This window comes from Streptomyces sp. NPDC048603, from assembly GCF_043199475.1.
GTDB lineage: Bacteria > Actinomycetota > Actinomycetes > Streptomycetales > Streptomycetaceae > Streptomyces.
The window spans coordinates 141,123-157,292 of sequence record NZ_JBICVY010000001.1; the positions used below are offsets into that span (position 1 = coordinate 141,123).

A 16,170-nucleotide genomic window follows, 5' to 3' on the forward strand; every position below is an offset into this window, starting at 1 on the left:
CCGACCGTTGGCCGGCCCGGCCGTCGGACGGCCCCTGACCGGCGGCCCCGGTCAGCCGCGAAGGGCCTCGGCCGGTTGTACGGAGGATGCGCGCCGGGCGGGGTAGATCCCGGCCACGACACCGGTCGCCAGACCGATGAGCGGGGCGGTGGCCAGGGTCACCGGGTGCATGACCGGCGTCCAGTCCCTGATCAGCGCCACCACCAGGACGGCCAGTGTGCCGATGGACGTACCGATGAGTCCGCCGAAGGCGCCCAGCGTGCCCGACTCGGCGAGGAACTGGGCGGTGACGTGCCGCCGCTGCGCACCGAGGGCACGGCGCAGGCCGATCTCCCCGGTGCGTTCCAGGACCGCGACCAGGGTGGTGTTGGCGATCCCGACCGCTCCGATGACCAGGCACACCCCGGCGAGCAGCAGGAAGAGCTGCTCGAGGTCGGAGGTCACCGAGGTCCGCAGGCTCTTGGGGTCGGGCGGCGGTACCGCCTTGAGGTACTCCGGGTGGTCGGGGCGGAGCGCCGTGGGGGCCTCCTCGGCCACCTGACGGGCGGCGCCCAGATCGGTGGCGATGAGCATCCTGGCGCCCTCGGCGGGCCGCCCCCAGATGTCGACCGCGGTGGTCTGCGGTACGAGGACCGAGAGCAGCACGTCCGGTTGGCGCTGGACGTCCTCGACGATGCCGATGACGGAGAACGGCTGCCCCCCGATGAAGATCGCCGGCTTGGTCTCCAGTGTCGTGATCCCCAGCCGGGCGGCGATGCCCGAGCCGATCACGGTGACGCGCTGGCGTGCGCCGGTGTGGAAGTCGTCGTAGAGCCTGCCCTGGGAGAGCCGGGGTTCGGCCGCACGCAGGGCACCGGGGGCGGCGGCCACCACGTTGAGGGCTTCCGCTCCGGCACCGCCCACCGGGGCGGCGGTGACGGCGAGTTCAGCGGCGCTGCGCCGGGGCCGTACCGTCCACAGCACGCCGGCGTTCCGCACCCCGTTGAGCCGCTCGACACGGTCCGTGGCGTCGTCCGGGAACGCCGCGCCGGCGAACTTGTCGTGTTCGCGGGCGATGTCCTCGACCGTCACCTCGGTCGCGGACAGCACGTTGAAGCGGTCGTCGATCTGCGAAGAGGCGGTGGCGGTGAGGCCGAGCACCGCGACGAAAGCCCCTACGCCCAGGACGGTACCGAGCATGGTGAGTGCGGAGCGGGCGGGGCGCTGCAGCATCCCGGCCAGCGCCTCGCCCAACAGGTCCCGTGACGCGAACCCGGAGCTTCCGATGTCGGGCAGGGGCGGGGCGTCCCCTGCCTTTCGGATCCGGCTCAGCATGGGCGCACCTGCTCGCTCTCGCTCAGGATGCCGTCCCGGATGGTGACGGTCCGCCGCCCTCGGGCGGCGACGGCCAGGTCGTGGGTGATGAGGACGACCGTGATGCCCTCGGCGTTGAGGGTTTCCAGCAGCTGGAGGACCGCCTCGGCGTTGCCCGTGTCGAGGTTGCCCGTCGGCTCGTCGCACAGGAGCAGCGAGGGCCGGGCGACCAGGGCCCGGGCGATGGCCACGCGCTGGCGTTCGCCGCCGGACATCCGGGTGGGCAGCGCCTCTGTGCGGTGGCTGAGGCCGACCCGGGCCAGTGCCTCGCGGGCCCGTTCGGGGCGCTCGCGGCGCGAGAAGCCGCCGTAGACCATGGCGAGTTCGACGTTCTCGCGGGCGCTGCGGTGCGGCAGCAGGTGGAACGCCTGGAAGACGAACCCGATACGGCGGCCGCGCAAGGTGGTGCGCTCGGTGTCCTTGAGCCGGCCGGTGTCGATTCCGTCGAGAAGGAAGCGGCCCGTCGTGGGGGTGTCGAGGAGTCCGGCGATGTTCAGGAACGTGGACTTGCCCGATCCGGAGGGGCCGACGACGGTGATGAACTCGCCCCGGCGGACCGTGAGGTCGCTGGGGCGGAACGCCTCCACGGGCGGCGGGCCCGGATAGGTGAGTCCGGCCTGCCGGAACTCGATGACGGGCGGTTCGGACGGAGTCGGGGAGGCGCTCATCCGGTACCTCCCTGCGCGGCGCCGTCGGCCCGGACCCCGGTCACCACCCGGACGCCCTCGCGGAGGGCCCCGCCGTCCAGGGGGGTGACCTCGACATGGCCGTCGCCGGTGGTGCCGGGCTTCACCCGGACCCGGCGCTGCCTGCCGTCGTCCTCGAGCACGGTGACCGCCGTGGAGCCGTCGGCACCGGCCGACACCGCCGTGACGGGTACCACCAGGACCTTGCCGCCGGTCGTGGCGGCCAGGACGGTCAGGCGGACGTTCTGCCCGGTCCATTCGGCCTCCAGTGGCCGGGCCGGTGCGAGGACCATCAGATACCCGTCCGCGTCGGCCTGCCCACCGACCTGCCCGCCGGGCGGCTGCCCGGCCTGCGCGCCGCCATCGGTGCGCGGCGTCGTTCGGGTGGTGGCGATGGACCGTACAGAGGCCGCGGCGGTGGCACCGTTGGCCTCGGAGAGGAGCTCAGCCTTCCGGCCCGCCGTGATCAGGCCCTTCTGGTGGTCGGGCACATAGGCGTGTACGACCAGGGGGCCCGCGGCGACGGTCATCACGGCTCCCTGCACCTTCGCGCCGAGCCGTGCGGGGAGGTCCTGCACCCGGGCGGGGAAGCTCTCCAGGAACGTCACCTCGCCGGACGGGACCATGGGGCCGGCGGCCGCCCGCGCGGCTACGAGGCCCTCGCGTGCGGTGACCAGGTCCTCCCGGGCGCGGTTGACCGCTTTGCGCAGCGGCTGCAGGTCGCGACCGCTGCCATCGGCTTTACCCGACGTTCCGGTGGTCGAGCCGGTCGTCTTGTTCGAGCCGGTGCCTGTACCGGAGCCGGCCTCGGCGCTCTTCAGCGCGTCCTTGGCGTCGTCCAGGGCCCGTTCGGCCGAGGTCACCTGTGCTTCGGCTGTGGTGACAGCGGCCGATCCCTCGGTGCCGCCGACCGGAATGGGTTCGTAGCCGGCCGCGTCGTAGAGCTTGGCGACCGCCGACTTCGTGCCCTCGCCGAAACGCCCCCGGTTGTCGGGGGAGGTGGAGTGGCCCAGCCGTTGCAGCGCGTCCTGGAGCTGGCCCACATCACTGCCCTGGGCACCGGGCTTGAGGTCACGATAGAGGGGAACGGTGCCCTGGAGCGCGATCACCGGACGGCCGGAGATCTCGACCAGCAGCCGGCCCGCGCGTACCTCGTCCCCTGCCTTCAGCGGCAGTTTGGAGACCGTGGGACTGCCTCCGTCGGCCGTGCCGCCGGGGGTGATCTCCACGCTCTGGCCGGCGACCACGGTGCCGCGCAGGACCATCGAGGAGGCCAGCGCCCGGTACTCGACCGGCGTGGTGATCACGGACGGTGCCGGAGGCCGGGAGTCCGCCGCCGCCTGAGCGGGCGACTTGATCAGCAGGGAGGCCCCGAAGCCCGCCCCGGTGAGCGCGACCGCACCCACCGCGATCAGGGCGAGCCAGCGGCGCCTGATCCGCACGCCGTCACCTGCTTTGCCTCCGTTGGCGCCGACTGCCTCGGCCGCGTCCACGGAGGGTTGTCCGTCGTTCTGCATTCAGTTCGCCAATGCCTCGTTCGCCGACTTGATGACCGCGCCCTGGTCCTTCTTGATCTCGGCGAAACCGGCGGCGTTCTGGTCGATGTAGTCGTTCTGGATCTTCGCTTCGGCGCGGAGCAGCACGGTGGCGAGTCTGGTTTCCTGCTTGCACCTCACATCGGCCCTGGCCACGATCTTCTCCTCCGGCGACGCGGAGTTCCCCTGGGGCGCGTATTTCTCGACGGGCTGCAGGAAAGCGGTGTGCTGATATCCCGACTTCTTCATGCAGGCCGCCCAATCGTCCTGCGCCTTCTTGAACTCCGGTGTCTCCTGGGCCCTCCCGAAGGAGGAGTAGTCGATGCTGAGGAGTCCGATCTTGCCCTTGGAGGGGTCCTGCACCTTGTCGAGCCCCAGCTTGCGGCCGGCCTCGCCGATGCAGCCGCCCTGGGGGATGTCCTTGCCCTGGTAACTGCCGCCCGCACCCGTCTTGCCGCCCTTGGCGCCGTAGACCATGTACGCCTCGGACGGAAGCTTGGTCCCGCTGGACACCACGCCTTCGGCGTGCTCGCGGTCATCTGCCGATGGGATCACGTGATAGCCGTGTTCAGCGGCGAGCTTCTCACTGACCACGCCGTATCGACGGTTCACGGCCTTGGACGGCTCGGCCTTCTTGACGGGCCAGTCGAAACCGAACCGCTTCATGCAGTCGGCAGCCAGCCTGGAATGAGCGGAGTCGACCTGCGCCTGCTGCTCAGGGGTGAAGAGGTAGGCCGACACCGGGAGGACGATGTCGGCCTCTGTGACGACATCCCGGACAGCGGAACCGCCACCGCCGGCGCCGGCCTGTTCCTGGCTTCCCTCCGAACAGCCGGTGAGCAGCAGCGTGCCGACCCCAGCGGCGATGACGAGACGCGTGTAACGCAAGGGAACCCCTGGATAGAGTGGATGTGCGCGGTGGGGCGGAATTGGCCTCCGCCCCACCGTGGTCATGAGCCGACGATCAGAAGTTGTACGTGCTCCCCAGGCAGCTGTCGCCGAACCTGTGGGAGTTCATGTTGTCGTTGGCCTGCTTGGTGGAGGTGATGTAAATGCTCGCCATGTTCTTCACCCTGCCGTAGTCTGCAATCTTGAAGCAGGGGCCGGCGTACCCGGAGTTGTAGAACACCGAGACCCTGCTGTCCGGGTCCATGTTGTTGATGGAGCTGACGTTGTCGGGGTTGTAGTCACCCTGGTAGACCGCGGGCTGGCCGCCGTAGTAGGTGATCTGGGACCAGTTGGGACGGGAGCTGAAGTCGTCCCGATACAAGCCATTGAAGTCGCTGTCCGAGTGGAGACAGACGTTGTCCCAGGTGCAGTTGTAGGCCTGTGCGGGCGCGGCCATGGCGACTCCCGCGCCGAACAGGGATGCCGCGGCAAGCAGCGCTGCTGAAGTACGTCGAATCATGAGCTTTTCCTTGTCTTCGATAGATGCCGAGATAACGGCCGATAGCCCGGTCTTCTGCCGATCTCCCAAACCAGCCTGGAGGATCAGGCGATCAAGTTGGCAACCACTTAAGCAGCCAACAAACTTCCTGATTGACGCCCGGCGGGTGCGAATTGACCACTCCGCGACAGCCGCGATCCCTCATTAGGCGCAGCACGAACAGGGACAGTTACCCAGTTCCGGCTGACCCCATCCGATGCCGACGCCGCACCTAATCACAGTCCGCGAATTTTGTTCACGCCGGACCAGTTTGGCCAACGGAGAATTTAGGCCGGAGCGGCGCGTGGTGGTGTGCGTCGAGTGCCGGGTTCTTGTGCTCTGCGTGCCGTGGGGCCGCCGTGGAGAGCACACGATGCTCGGTGGGGGTGATGCCGTAGGCGTCGCGGAACGCCCGGCTGAATCCGGTGGCGCTGGAGAAGCCCCAGCGCGCCGCGATTGCCTGAACGGGCTGGCCGCTCAGCTCCCTGCGCGCGAGGTCGCTGTGGGCGCGCTCGAGCCGGCGTTGGCGGATGCACGCAGCGACGGTCAGGTGCTGGCCGTCGAAGAGGGCGTGGAGACGCCGCAGGGACATGTTGTGCCGATCGGCGATGGTCTGGGGAGTCAGGCCGGGGTCTCCGAGATTGTTCTCGATGAAGCGGTAGACCCTCTGCAGCCTCTCCTGCGCGCGGGCCTCGGCAGGCGCCTGGCCGGGGTCCCCGAGCTGCCGTGCGAGGAACGCGGTGGCCAGGTCCAGGGTGACGGCCCCCATCGCATGCAGCTCCTCCGGGCGACAGTGCGGGCCGCGTGCGACCAGCGCCTTGAGGAAGTCGGCGAGGATTGCCCCTGACCCCACGTCTGCGGCCAAACCCTGCGCCAGCAGACGGTCCACCCGGTCCGAGCCGAGCGCCAGGGCCTGACGGGGAATCTGCATGACCAGCGCCTCACCCTGCCCGCCCGTGAAGGCCCCTGCACTAGGTCGCGAGGTGTCCGTGAGCACCAGGCCCCCCGCGACCACCGAATCGTTGCCTCGCTGCGAGATCCCGAAGGTGCCCTGCGTGATGAGGGCCAGCTGGAGGCGCTCGGGATCGCCACGCCGGACATGGGCCGATGTGCGGCGCGAGACAACGGGTGAGCAGGCCGTCGAAGTGAGCTGTGCAACGCCGAGATCCAAGTGCATGAGGCTCGCCCGGAAGTCGGCTGCATGCCGGGTGTTGAGCGTGACGGGCATCACATCGCTGGATATCGCCTCGCAATACCAATCAAATCTGTCCTTGCGCTCGACAACATCCGACGTAACCAGCGACACCATGCGATCCCTCACACATCGACGTGGCGGCGGTCCAGTCCCTTTTGTCACACCGTCGTGCTCCACCCCCACCGCCACGTGATCGATTATCAGACACACTTTCGGCCACACCCTCGGGTTCCCGGTTCACTGCGGCGGTCGCCGACGAGCTGCCCGGGCGCAGCGGCGCCCTGCCGGCCGTCGCGACACGGAGGCGGCCGAGTCGTGCCGGTGCCGACGGCACGCAACGGGACAGCGTCCACGACAATCGCCCGCGCCTTCGTCTTCAACGGGCCGAGGACACCCGGCCGCACGAACCGCCGTACTCCGCCGACCACGAGGCAGGCCACGTCGTGCTCGGCAGGCACTCGCCGAATTCGAGTCCACCGGCCCCGTCGGCGCGTAGCGTCGACACCGCAGACACACACGAGGGGCTCGCTACGGGCCCGCCCCCTGCATAAGGACGCACACTATGACCACCGCAGCAGACCCCACCCCTCGCCAGCCGTCCCCCCTGCCGCTGCGCACCCTCGGCGACATCAGGGCCGCCCTCCGGGACGGCCACGGGTTCCCCGGCGACCGGGACAACTTCGAAGCCGCCCTCACGAGGGCCTTGGAGGCGTCCGACGAGACCGACCTCCAGGCCGTCGCCGAGGTGATCGTCGACTACCGCGGGCGGATCCGGCTGCGCAGTGACCCGGCCTTCGAGGCCGCACTCGCCGAGGGCCTGGAGCTGACCCGCACCATGAAGGGACGTTCGTGAGCGAGGTCATCGTCGATATGACGGCGTTGGCGCGGAAGCGCGTCGAGGCCCTCGGCCTGGTCGCCGAGGCCGCCGTCGAGGATCTGGCCGCCGAGCTGGAAAGGACGCCGCGCCTGGGGGTCCTGGTCGGCACCTCGGGGGACTCGGAGATCTACAAGACGCGCATGGAAGGCCGGCAGGGGATGCCGGGCCTGGCGGTGGCGTACCTCTACACCCCGCAGCCCCCGCCCCAGACGGTCGCGATCGTCTCCGTGGTCCCTGACGACACCGCCCCCGCAGACTGATCTTCCTCGCGTACATCACGAAGGCCTCTGCCGATCCGATCTCGGTGGGGGCCAACTTGTTGCCCGGGGTAGTGGGTCGTCCGCCCCCTGCTGCCGCCATTCATTTCGCGTGATGTTCCGAGAACACCCTGAGCTGCGGCGTGTTTACGAACTCCCCCGCGAAGCCCCCCGTCCGCCCATACGCGCGTACGGATATCCGGAAAGCGAACGCGGGCGATCAGCGGTGCAGGAGGTTCGGCCAGTCTTCCGGGACGCGGCCGGCCGGGCCCGGGGCCGGCTGGTCGGCCGGATGGCCGGTCGGCGGGGCCAGCTCGGGGCCGGAGGAGTACAGGTCGTCGGTGTCGTAGTTCCAGAACCATTCCTCGCCCGGCTCGAAGCTCTGCACCAGCGGATGCCCGGTGGACTTCCAGTGGGCGGTCGCGTGCCGGGCCGGTGAGGAGTCGCAGCAGCCGATGTGGCCGCACTGCGCGCAGCGCCGCAGGTGGAACCACCAGCCGCCGACCGCGTCGCAGTCCCCGCAGCCGGTTCCGCCGGGCGGGACGCTCGGGTCGATTCCGTCGATTCCGTCTGTCTCGGTCATACGGGCTCCTCGGCGGTGTCGGTCATGCGGGCTGTTCGTCGGTCGCGGCGTCGGGAGCGGTCAGCGGGAGCAGGACCTGGAACCTGGTGTCCCCCGGAACGGACTCGACCTGGAGGCTGCCGTGGTGCTTGTTGACGACGATCCGCCAGGATATGTCGAGGCCGAGGCCGGTGCCCTCGCCGACCGGCTTGGTGGTGAAGAAGGGGTCGAAGATGCGACCGCGGATGTCCTCGGGGATTCCGGGGCCGGTATCGCGGAACTCGACGAGGAGGCGGTCGCCCTGCCTCGCCGTGCGGACCGTCAGGGTGCCGTCACCGCCGGTGCCCGCCATGGCGGCGACCGCGTTGTCGACGAGGTTGGTCCACACCTGGTTGAGTTCCGCCGGGTACGCGGGAACCTCCGGGAGGGATCGGTCGTAGTCCTTGACCACCCGCACCCGGGGGCCGATCTTGCCGGACAGCATGAGCAGGGTGCTGTCGAGGAGTTCGTGGACGTCGACCTCGCGGTGCGGGGCGCGGTCGAGCTGCGCGTACTGCTTGGCCGCGTCCACGAGGTGGGAGATGCGGTTGGTGGAGTCGTCGATCTCGTCCATCAACAGCTCGGTCTCGACCGTGTAGTTGAGCCAGCCGATGGCCCCCGGGAGGATGTCCTCCGACACGGTCGCCGCGACCTGCTCCAGCCAGTCCGTGTCCAGCCCGGCCTGTACGAAGGCCGGCGCCACCCGCCAGCCCTCCGGCATCCCGTGGTCCTCCAGCCAGTCGGCGAGCTGGTCCTCCCGGTCGGACGCCTCCAGCGGGCTGAGCACCGGTGCCTTGGCGACGCGTTCGGCGGTGCGTTCCTGGATCTCGATGAGCTCGGCGAGGGCCTCCCTGGAGTAGGGGCCCCGGGCGATGACGGCCAGCTTGTGCCGCATCTTCCCGACCCGTTCGCGCAGGGCCGCGGTGGCCCGGACGGCCGCCGCGGCCGGGTTGTTGAGTTCGTGGGTGAGACCGGCGGACAACGAGCCGAGCGCCAGGAGGCGTTCGCGGTGGCCGATGGCCCGCTGGGTGTTCTTCGCTCCGAAGAAGAGCCCCTCCAGCAGGTGCGCCGCCATCGGGAACCACTCCTGCATGATGTCCGCGAACGACTGCGCCGACAGGACGAAGAAGCGGCTGGGCTCGGTCACCCGCATGGAATTGACGTACGTCTGCGGTACCCGGTCGCCCAGGTACGCCTGCATGGCCCCGGCGTACACGCCGCGCTGCGAGGTGCGGCTCACTTCCACGTCGTCGCCGCCGACCCTGCGGTACAGCACGACGGTGCCCTCGATCATCACGTAGAAGCAGGTGGCCGGGTCGCCCTCGGTGTAGACCGGCCCGGCCTCGAAGCGTTCCACCCGCCCCTCGGAGCACAGCCGCCCCAGCTGTTCCGGGGAGAGCTTCTCGAAGAGGAACAGCGAGGCGATTTCCCGCGGGTCGCAGGACATGGCCTGCCCGCTCATGACGGCTCCGCCCCTCTCACGACTCCTCCAGGTAGCGGTGGACGAGCATCACGGCCATGGCTCCTTCTCCGACGGCGGAGGCGACCCGCTTCGCGGACCGGGCGCGCGCGTCGCCCGCCACGAACACCCCGGGAACGCTGGTCTCCAGGTGGTACGGCGGCCGGTCCAGTTCCCATTCGGCCGGCGGGCGCCCGTCCGGGGTGAGGTCGGGACCGGCCAGGATGAAGCCGTCGGCGTCGCGCAGCACCGTTCCGCCCAGCCAGTCGGTGAGCGGAGCCGCACCGATGAAGACGAACATCCACTGGGCCTCGACCTCGTCGGTGGCGCCGGTGTCCACGTCGCGCAGGGTGAGCCGTTCCAGGTGTTCCTCGCCGTGTGCCGCCTCGACGGCGGTCCGGGTCCGGACCGTGATGTTCGGCGCTTCCTCGATCTGCTGGACCAGGTAGTACGACATCGAGGCCGTGAGGGACTCCCCGCGCACCAGCAGCGTCACCGACTTCGCACCGCGCGCCAGGTACACCGCTGCCTGACCTGCGGAGTTCGCACCGCCGACGACGTACACGTCCTCGCCCTCGCAGGAGGACGCCTCGGTGAGGGAGGAGCCGTAGTACACCCCGCGGCCGGTCAGGTCCGCACAGCCCGGCGCCCGGAGCTGCCGGTAGGACACGCCGGTCGCGAGGATGATGCTGTGCGCGGCGACCGCCGAGCCGTCGGAGAAGCGCACGACGCGGGCCGCACCGCATGCTTCCAGTCCGGTGACCTCGCGCGCCGTGAGGATCTCGGCGCCGAACCGGCTCGCCTGGCGGCGGGCGCGTTCGGTGAGCTGCGCGCCCGACACCCCGTCCGGGAAGCCGAGGTAGTTCTCGATGCGGGAGCTCTGGCCGGCCTGCCCGCCGGTCGCCGACCGTTCGACCAGTACGGTACGGAGCCCCTCGGAGGCCCCGTAGACGGCCGAGCCGAGCCCGGCCGGGCCGCCGCCGATGACGACGAGGTCGTAGAACTCGGCGGCCGGTGTGGTCGCGAGCCCCACGCGGGCGGCCAGTTCGGGTGTCTCCGGCTCGATCAGCGCGGTGCCGTCCGGTGTGACCACCAGGGGCAGGCGCCGGCCGTCGGTCCCGGCCGCCTCCAGCAGCCGCTGTCCCTCGGGCTCGTCGGAGGAGTACCAGCGGTAGGGGACCTGGTTGCGGGCCAGGAACTCCCGCACCTGTGAGGAGCGCGCCGACCAGCGGTGCCCGACCACCTTGGTGGCGGGTACCGGCCGGTGGTCACTGGAGCGCCAGGCCGCGATCAGGTCGTCCAGGACCGGGTAGAGCTTCTCCTCGGGCGGGTCCCAGGGCTTGAGGAGGTAGTGGTCGAGGTCGACGACGTTGATCGCGTCGATGGCCGCGTTGGTGTCGGCGTACGCGGTGAGCAGCACGCGCCGCGCGCCGGGGTAGACGGCGAGGGCCTGTTCGAGGAACTCGATGCCGTTCATCTGCGGCATGCGGTAGTCGGCGAGGATGACGGCCACCAGGTCGCCGCGGAGCTTCAGCTCGTGCAGTGCCTCCAGTGCCGAACCGCCGGATTCGGCGCGCACGATCCGGTATCCGCCGCCGTAGTGGCGCCGCAGGTCGCGGGCGATGGCGCGGGAGACCCCCGGGTCGTCGTCCACGGTGAGGATGACGGTCCGCGCTGCGTCGCCGGCCTGTGCCATGCGTGACCACCCCGCGTGCTGCGGTCGTCCGGCACGGCGGGTCGCCCGCGCCGGTTCCCGCCCATCGTATGTTCGATCCCGCGGCGGCGCGCCGTACGGCCGGCCGGGGCGCTCCGTGTACGCGGCCGGTCGCTCCCTGACACCGGGGCTGCGGGGGGCCGGCCTTGCCCGCCGGCGCAAGACACCCCTTAGCCGGGGTCCCCGGGGGGCCGGAAGCCGTTGAACAGGTCGTCCAGACCCCGCCGGGCCAGGCGGTCGGGGGTGACCCGGACCGCGAGATCGCGGGCGGCCACCGCGAGGGGGCTGCGCAGGGCGCCCAGCCGGCCGGCCCGGCGGGCGCGGAGGCGTACGGCGTCGGTGCGGTCGCGGCGGGCGGCCGTGTACGCGGCGAGGGCGGCCGTGAGGGAGCGGTCGTCGTCCGCGCCCGCCCTGCCGTCCCCCCGGGGGAGGAGGCGGGCGAGGACCGCGGCGTCCTCGATGGCCTGGCAGCCGCCCTGGCCGAGGTTGGGCGCCATGGCGTGGGCGGCGTCGCCGAGCCAGGCGATCCGTCCCTGGTGCAGGCGCGGGAGCGGGGCGGCCAGGTCGTGGAGGTCGTTCTGCAGCACGTCGGCGGGGTCGAGGCGGCCGATGCGGTCGAGCAGGGCCGGGATCGGGTCGTGCCAGGATCCGAAGCGGTGCCGGAGTTCGGCGCGCGGGTCGGCCGACCGGGTCCCGGCCGGTACGACGGCGGTGGCGTAGAGGTAGAACCGGCCGTCGGCGAGCGGGGTCACACCGAACCGCTCGCCCCGTCCCCAGGTCTCGCTCATGGCGGGTATGCGCAGGTCCGGGGCGTCCACGATGGTCCGCCAGGCGGTCTCACCGAGGTAGTGCAGGCCGGGGTGGGACGGGAAGAACGCCTTCCGCAGCGGGCTGTGGATCCCGTCGGCGGCGACGACCAGATCGGCGGAGAGGTCGTCCCGGCCGGCCTCGGTACGGACGGCCGGGCAGCCCGCCGCGTCGTCCACGCCGGTCACGGGAGTGCCGTAGCGAAGGGCCTCGGGCGGCAGACCGGCCGCCAGGGCGGCGGTGAAGGCCGGCCGCGGCACCGCGACCGGCGCGGTGCCGTAGCGGGCGGCCATGTCCGCCGTGGCCATCCGTACGAGCCACCGGCCGTCGCTGCTGCGTACGCCCATCGTCGCCGGGACGGCACTGCCGACCGCGCGGGCGGCGTCGACACCGATGGCATCGAGGGCCCGCAGGGCGTTGGGGGCGAGACCGATGCCGGCACCGGTGGTGGGCGGCTCGGCGGCGCGTTCGCACACGGTCACGTCCCAGCCGCGGCGGTGCAGCGCGAGCGCGGCGGTCAGCCCGCCGATGCCGGCCCCGACCACCACCGCATGACGTCTCGGCACAGAACACCACTCCCCTCGCGTCCGGCATCGGCCACGGCCCCGCTCCGGAGCCCTGGCCGGGGGCCACGCCGGGGCCCACTCCGCAAGGCCACGGTATCCCCACCCGGTTGGGCCCGGGGGCGCCATGCCGTCCGGCGATGCCCTGGGGTGTCCTACGGGGCGTCCGTACCGAAGGGGTTGTCGATCACGTAGCGCCAGTGGCCGTCCGCGCCGCGGCGGGCGACGTCGGTGGCCGTGCCGCTCATCCGGACCTCCGCACCATCGGGGCCGGTTCCGGCGATCTCCCAGTCGACGATCAGGAGGGCGATGTCCCCGGCCACGTACGTGTGGCGCGGCCGCAGGGTGATCGGCAGCCCCAGGGCGAGGAAGCGGGCGTTGGCCTCGGTCAGTTCGGGTCCCGACACCTGGCGGCCGGGCTCCGGGACGAACGCCGCGCCGGGCTCGTAGGCCAGGTCCACCAACCCGGCGTCCCCGGTGGCGAACAGCTCGGCGAACACGGCCGGGTGTTGCCCGGGTTCGGTGGCGAGGGGGACAGTGGGCTCGTGGAAACGCACGTCGAAGGTCATGACCCCAGCCAAGCGACCCTTCGCGTGGGTCACCAAACGGAAACCCACGGGGACTGGGACGCAACTCTGGTGCCGGACGCGCGCGGGCGCACCGACCGGCCCCTGCCGCACTGCCCGGTGGAGATCGCGCTCGCCGCGGTCTCGGGCCGGTGGACGACCCTGGTCCTGCGCGAACTGATGCACGGCCCGCACTCGTTCACGGCGCTGCGCGAGAGGCTCCCCGCCCTGGGGGCGAAGGTCCTCAGCGAGCGGCTGCGTGAGCTGGCCGGCCGCGGCCTGGTCGTACGGGAGGAGCAGCGCGGCTTCCCGGTGCGCACCCGCTACCGGCTCACCGCGCGGGGCGAGGCCCTGCGGCCGCTGCTCGTGGAGTTGTACCGCACGGGGGCCGCCCTGTCCGTCCCGCCGTCCGTCCCGCCGCCCGTCCCGCCGTCCGTCCCACCTCGCGCCTGACGGACCGGCGCCGATGCGATCTTCGCCGTTCGGCGTTTCGATGGGTTCATGCGGCAGACAGTCATCGGTGGGGCGGCCCTCCGTGCCGGAGCGGCCGCCGTGCTCGTCGTCTCGGGCCTGGTGTTCGCGCCCGTGGCGTCGGCGGGGCCGCTCGCGGTGACTCCCGTCGCGGAGCGCTGCTCCCCGGGCTGGGTGTGCGGCTGGACCTCGCCCGGCTACACCGGGGTGGTGAGCCCGGTGGCGGAGGACATGCCGTGGTATCCGCAGACCACTGCCTATGTCGGCTTGAACAACGGACTGTCGGTGTGGAACGGCGTCTCCCGTACATGGCGGTCCGGCAACGCGGTGTGGGGCCGGTGCGTCACCGTGTACAACACGACCCACTACCGGGGCGCAGCGCTCACCCTCCGGCCCGGGATGGGCATCGAGCACCTTCCGGGGGCATTCGGGCACGTCCGGTCCAACAGGTTCCACGCCTGCCGCGTCGGTTGACCGCCCCGTCGCCCGCGACGGTGACGGTGACGGTGACAAACCCGCTTCGGCGGACACGCAGCCGGATGCGTACAGTGGCGCGGGTGCCTCGGCCCGTACGGCCGGTGGCCGGCGGTGAGGGAGGTTTCCGACGTGTGTCGTCGTCTGCCGTTGTTCGTACTGGCGCCGGTCGCGCTGCTGGCCGCCGGGGCTGCTCTGGTGGTCGCGGCGCCCTTCGGTACGAGCGGGCAGCCGGTGACCATGAAGCAGCTGATGTCCGTGCTGCCGCGCGGCAAGGACGTTCCCGGCTACCGGGCCGTGTTCCAGCGACCGGAGACCGGGATCGGCCCGTCGCCCGAGCACCACTGCGGAAGGGTCGAGTCCGCCCTCTGGTCGCCCGACCGGATGCCCGTCGCGTCAACGCGTGTCGTACTGAGCTCTACGAGGGGCGGTCAGGAAAGGCACGTCGTGGACTCCTACAGCTACGCGGAGGACGACGCGGAAGTGATCATGGACGAGCTGCGGGCCTCGATTCCCGCGTGCGCGCACTACAACTCCTACTTCGCCGACCTCTACCTGCGGTTCGGAACGAAACCGGCGGAGCCCCCGTTCGCGGTGGGCGACGAGATGGTCGGCTACCGGGTCCTGGCCCCGCCGGAGGGGCACGTGGACCTCGCGGGTTCAGGGGTCCCCCTGGGACCGGGCCCCCTCCGGGAGCCGGGCGCGTCGACCACGTTCGTCCGGACCGGCGGCGTGATCACCCGGTACCGGCTCCCCGTGCCGCAGGACATCCCCGAGGGCTTCCACGAACGGTTCCGGCGGGCGCCGGACGCCGAGGACTGACCGTGCCGGCAGGCGGCCGGACAGGACAGGCAGGCAGGCAGGCAGGCAGGCAAGACAGGCAGGGCAGGCAGGGCAGGTCAGCGGAGCGATTCCTCCGGCGGGCGCTCGCGCAGGGCGCCGTACGCCAGGAAGTAGGCGGGCACTCGGTTCAGCCACTGCGAGTCGGTGACGAGCTCGGTCAGCCGCTTCGCCCTGCGGGGGTTCCCGAAGGCGGTGCGGCCGGCCAGCAGCGGCTCGATGACCTGGGTGTGGGCGAGCCGCTGGAGGCCCTGGGTGGCCACGGTGGTGGGCAGGCGACGGTGCTGGACGCGCCGTACGTCCCGCAGTCCCACGGTGCCCTCGCGCAGCGGCCGTACGAGGTAGCGGGCCGCCGCCACCGCGTCCTGTACGGCGAGGTTGATGCCGATGCCGAACACCGGTGACATCGCATGGGCGGCATCACCGATGCAGAGCAGCCCGGGACGGTGCCAGCGGCGCAGCCGGTCGAGCCGTACGTCGAGCAGTTTGACGTCGTCCCAGGACGTGAGGGCATGGGCCCGGTCGGCCAGCCAGGGCACGGCGTCGGTGAACCGGCCCATGAAGCGGTCCAGACCCTCGGCGCGGCGGCCGGCATCGGTCCCCTTGGGGATGAGGGCCGCGCACTGCCAGTAGTCGCCCCGGTCGATCAGCGCGGTGAAGAACCTGTCGCCGAGGCCGCCGACGAGCCCGCTGGGGTCGCCCTCGTGCCGCGGGAGCCGGAACCACCAGGCGTCCATCGGGCAGGGGAAGCGCTCCAGCCCGAGCTCGGGCATCGTCCTGGCCAGCGAACCGCGGCCGTCGCAGGCGACGGTCAGGGTGGCCCTGAGCTCGCCGGTGCCGCCGTCCGCCGTGCGGTAGCGCACACCGGTGACGCGTCCCCGTTCGATCAGGAAGGAGGTCGCCTCGGTGTCCATGCGCAGACGGAAGGACGGCTCGCGGGCCGCTTCGTCCGCGAGCAGGTCGAGCAGGTCCCACTGCGGGACCATGGCGATGTAGTTGTACCTGCCGTGCAGCGCGCCGATGTTCCCGACCGTCACCAGCGACCGGTCCGGCCCGATGGGCAGCTGAACCGATGTCACCCGGCGCTGCGGCAGCCGGGCGAAGCGTTCGGCGAGACCGATGTCCTCCAGCAGCGACAGGGTGGAGGGATGCACGGTGTCACCGCGGAAATCGCGCAGGAAGTCCCCGTGTTTCTCCAGCACCGTCACCTGCACACCGGCTCGGGCCAGCAGGAGGGCCAGGACCATTCCGGCGGGCCCGCCTCCCACGACGCAGCAGGTCGTACGCTCCACGGCAACCAGTCCCTTCGCGGCCGGGGGTGACTCAGGGCACGTATACCGCACCCA

At 71.4% G+C, this 16,170-nt stretch carries 17 protein-coding genes; 5 read left to right on the top strand and 12 right to left on the bottom strand.

All coding sequences use genetic code 11. The annotated features are described in order from the left end of the window. Positions 1 to 51 precede the first annotated feature (51 nt). The 6 genes from ACGFQ9_RS00705 to ACGFQ9_RS00730 all read right to left on the bottom strand — a co-directional run bounded on the left by ACGFQ9_RS00705 (position 52) and on the right by ACGFQ9_RS00730 (position 6,309). Positions 52 to 1,314: an ABC transporter permease gene (locus ACGFQ9_RS00705; RefSeq protein ID WP_393569735.1), complete on the bottom strand. Its 1,263-nt coding sequence runs from the start codon at positions 1,312 to 1,314 to the stop codon at positions 52 to 54. Further along, positions 1,308 to 2,021 carry an ABC transporter ATP-binding protein gene (locus tag ACGFQ9_RS00710; RefSeq protein WP_393569737.1) on the bottom strand — a complete coding sequence of 238 codons (714 nt, stop codon included), beginning with the start codon at positions 2,019 to 2,021 and terminating at the stop codon, positions 1,308 to 1,310. The genes ACGFQ9_RS00705 and ACGFQ9_RS00710 overlap by 7 nt, the downstream gene beginning before the upstream one ends. Then, the gene (locus ACGFQ9_RS00715) at positions 2,018 to 3,481 is read right to left on the bottom strand and encodes a peptidoglycan-binding protein (RefSeq protein WP_393569739.1); all 1,464 of its coding nucleotides are present in this window, start codon (positions 3,479 to 3,481) and stop codon (positions 2,018 to 2,020) included. The genes ACGFQ9_RS00710 and ACGFQ9_RS00715 overlap by 4 nt, the downstream gene beginning before the upstream one ends. A 75-nt stretch (positions 3,482 to 3,556) precedes the next feature. After that, a complete protein-coding gene (locus tag ACGFQ9_RS00720; RefSeq protein WP_393569741.1) occupies positions 3,557 to 4,528 on the bottom strand; it encodes a hypothetical protein in 972 nt (323 codons plus the stop codon). Between the two features lie 10 nt (positions 4,529 to 4,538). Then, complete coding sequence (locus ACGFQ9_RS00725) at positions 4,539 to 4,982, bottom strand: hypothetical protein (RefSeq protein ID WP_393569743.1); 444 nt, start codon at positions 4,980 to 4,982, stop codon at positions 4,539 to 4,541. 274 nt (positions 4,983 to 5,256) lie between these two features. Beyond that, a complete protein-coding gene (locus ACGFQ9_RS00730; protein ID WP_393569745.1) occupies positions 5,257 to 6,309 on the bottom strand; it encodes a helix-turn-helix domain-containing protein in 1,053 nt (350 codons plus the stop codon). A 448-nt stretch (positions 6,310 to 6,757) separates the two neighbouring features. Here ACGFQ9_RS00730 and ACGFQ9_RS00735 point away from each other — a divergent pair, with 448 nt between their 5' ends. Both ACGFQ9_RS00735 and ACGFQ9_RS00740 read left to right on the top strand, forming a co-directional pair. After that, positions 6,758 to 7,048, top strand: a complete 291-nt coding sequence (locus ACGFQ9_RS00735) for a DUF6247 family protein (protein WP_393569747.1) — start codon at positions 6,758 to 6,760, stop codon at positions 7,046 to 7,048. Then, complete coding sequence (locus tag ACGFQ9_RS00740; protein WP_393569749.1) at positions 7,045 to 7,332, top strand: hypothetical protein; 288 nt, start codon at positions 7,045 to 7,047, stop codon at positions 7,330 to 7,332. The genes ACGFQ9_RS00735 and ACGFQ9_RS00740 overlap by 4 nt, the downstream gene beginning before the upstream one ends. Before the next feature lie 217 nt (positions 7,333 to 7,549). Here ACGFQ9_RS00740 and ACGFQ9_RS00745 read toward each other — a convergent pair whose 3' ends face one another. The 5 genes from ACGFQ9_RS00745 to ACGFQ9_RS00765 form a co-directional block, all read right to left on the bottom strand. Beyond that, a complete protein-coding gene (locus ACGFQ9_RS00745; RefSeq protein WP_393569751.1) occupies positions 7,550 to 7,912 on the bottom strand; it encodes a UBP-type zinc finger domain-containing protein in 363 nt (120 codons plus the stop codon). A gap of 22 nt (positions 7,913 to 7,934) precedes the next feature. Further along, complete coding sequence (locus ACGFQ9_RS00750) at positions 7,935 to 9,392, bottom strand: ATP-binding protein (protein ID WP_393569753.1); 1,458 nt, start codon at positions 9,390 to 9,392, stop codon at positions 7,935 to 7,937. A 16-nt stretch (positions 9,393 to 9,408) separates the two neighbouring features. Beyond that, positions 9,409 to 11,085: an FAD-dependent oxidoreductase gene (locus ACGFQ9_RS00755; RefSeq protein WP_393569755.1), complete on the bottom strand. Its 1,677-nt coding sequence runs from the start codon at positions 11,083 to 11,085 to the stop codon at positions 9,409 to 9,411. A gap of 188 nt (positions 11,086 to 11,273) precedes the next feature. Further along, on the bottom strand, positions 11,274 to 12,476 hold the full coding sequence (locus ACGFQ9_RS00760; RefSeq protein WP_393569757.1) for an FAD-dependent oxidoreductase: 1,203 nt from the start codon (positions 12,474 to 12,476) through the stop codon (positions 11,274 to 11,276). A gap of 152 nt (positions 12,477 to 12,628) precedes the next feature. Further along, a complete protein-coding gene (locus tag ACGFQ9_RS00765) occupies positions 12,629 to 13,042 on the bottom strand; it encodes a YybH family protein (RefSeq protein WP_393569759.1) in 414 nt (137 codons plus the stop codon). A gap of 24 nt (positions 13,043 to 13,066) precedes the next feature. On the opposite strand from ACGFQ9_RS00765, the gene ACGFQ9_RS00770 reads away from it, so the two are divergent. The 3 genes from ACGFQ9_RS00770 (at position 13,067) to ACGFQ9_RS00780 (ending at position 14,806) form a co-directional block, all read left to right on the top strand. Further along, positions 13,067 to 13,492, top strand: a complete 426-nt coding sequence (locus tag ACGFQ9_RS00770; protein WP_393569761.1) for a winged helix-turn-helix transcriptional regulator — start codon at positions 13,067 to 13,069, stop codon at positions 13,490 to 13,492. A 48-nt stretch (positions 13,493 to 13,540) separates the two neighbouring features. Next, on the top strand, positions 13,541 to 13,984 hold the full coding sequence (locus ACGFQ9_RS00775) for a peptidase inhibitor family I36 protein (protein WP_393569763.1): 444 nt from the start codon (positions 13,541 to 13,543) through the stop codon (positions 13,982 to 13,984). A 132-nt stretch (positions 13,985 to 14,116) separates the two neighbouring features. After that, the gene (locus ACGFQ9_RS00780; RefSeq protein WP_393569764.1) at positions 14,117 to 14,806 is read left to right on the top strand and encodes a hypothetical protein; all 690 of its coding nucleotides are present in this window, start codon (positions 14,117 to 14,119) and stop codon (positions 14,804 to 14,806) included. A gap of 77 nt (positions 14,807 to 14,883) precedes the next feature. Here the strand turns inward: ACGFQ9_RS00780 and ACGFQ9_RS00785 are convergent, their stop codons facing one another. Then, a complete protein-coding gene (locus tag ACGFQ9_RS00785) occupies positions 14,884 to 16,116 on the bottom strand; it encodes an FAD-dependent oxidoreductase (protein ID WP_393569766.1) in 1,233 nt (410 codons plus the stop codon). Positions 16,117 to 16,170 lie beyond the last annotated feature (54 nt).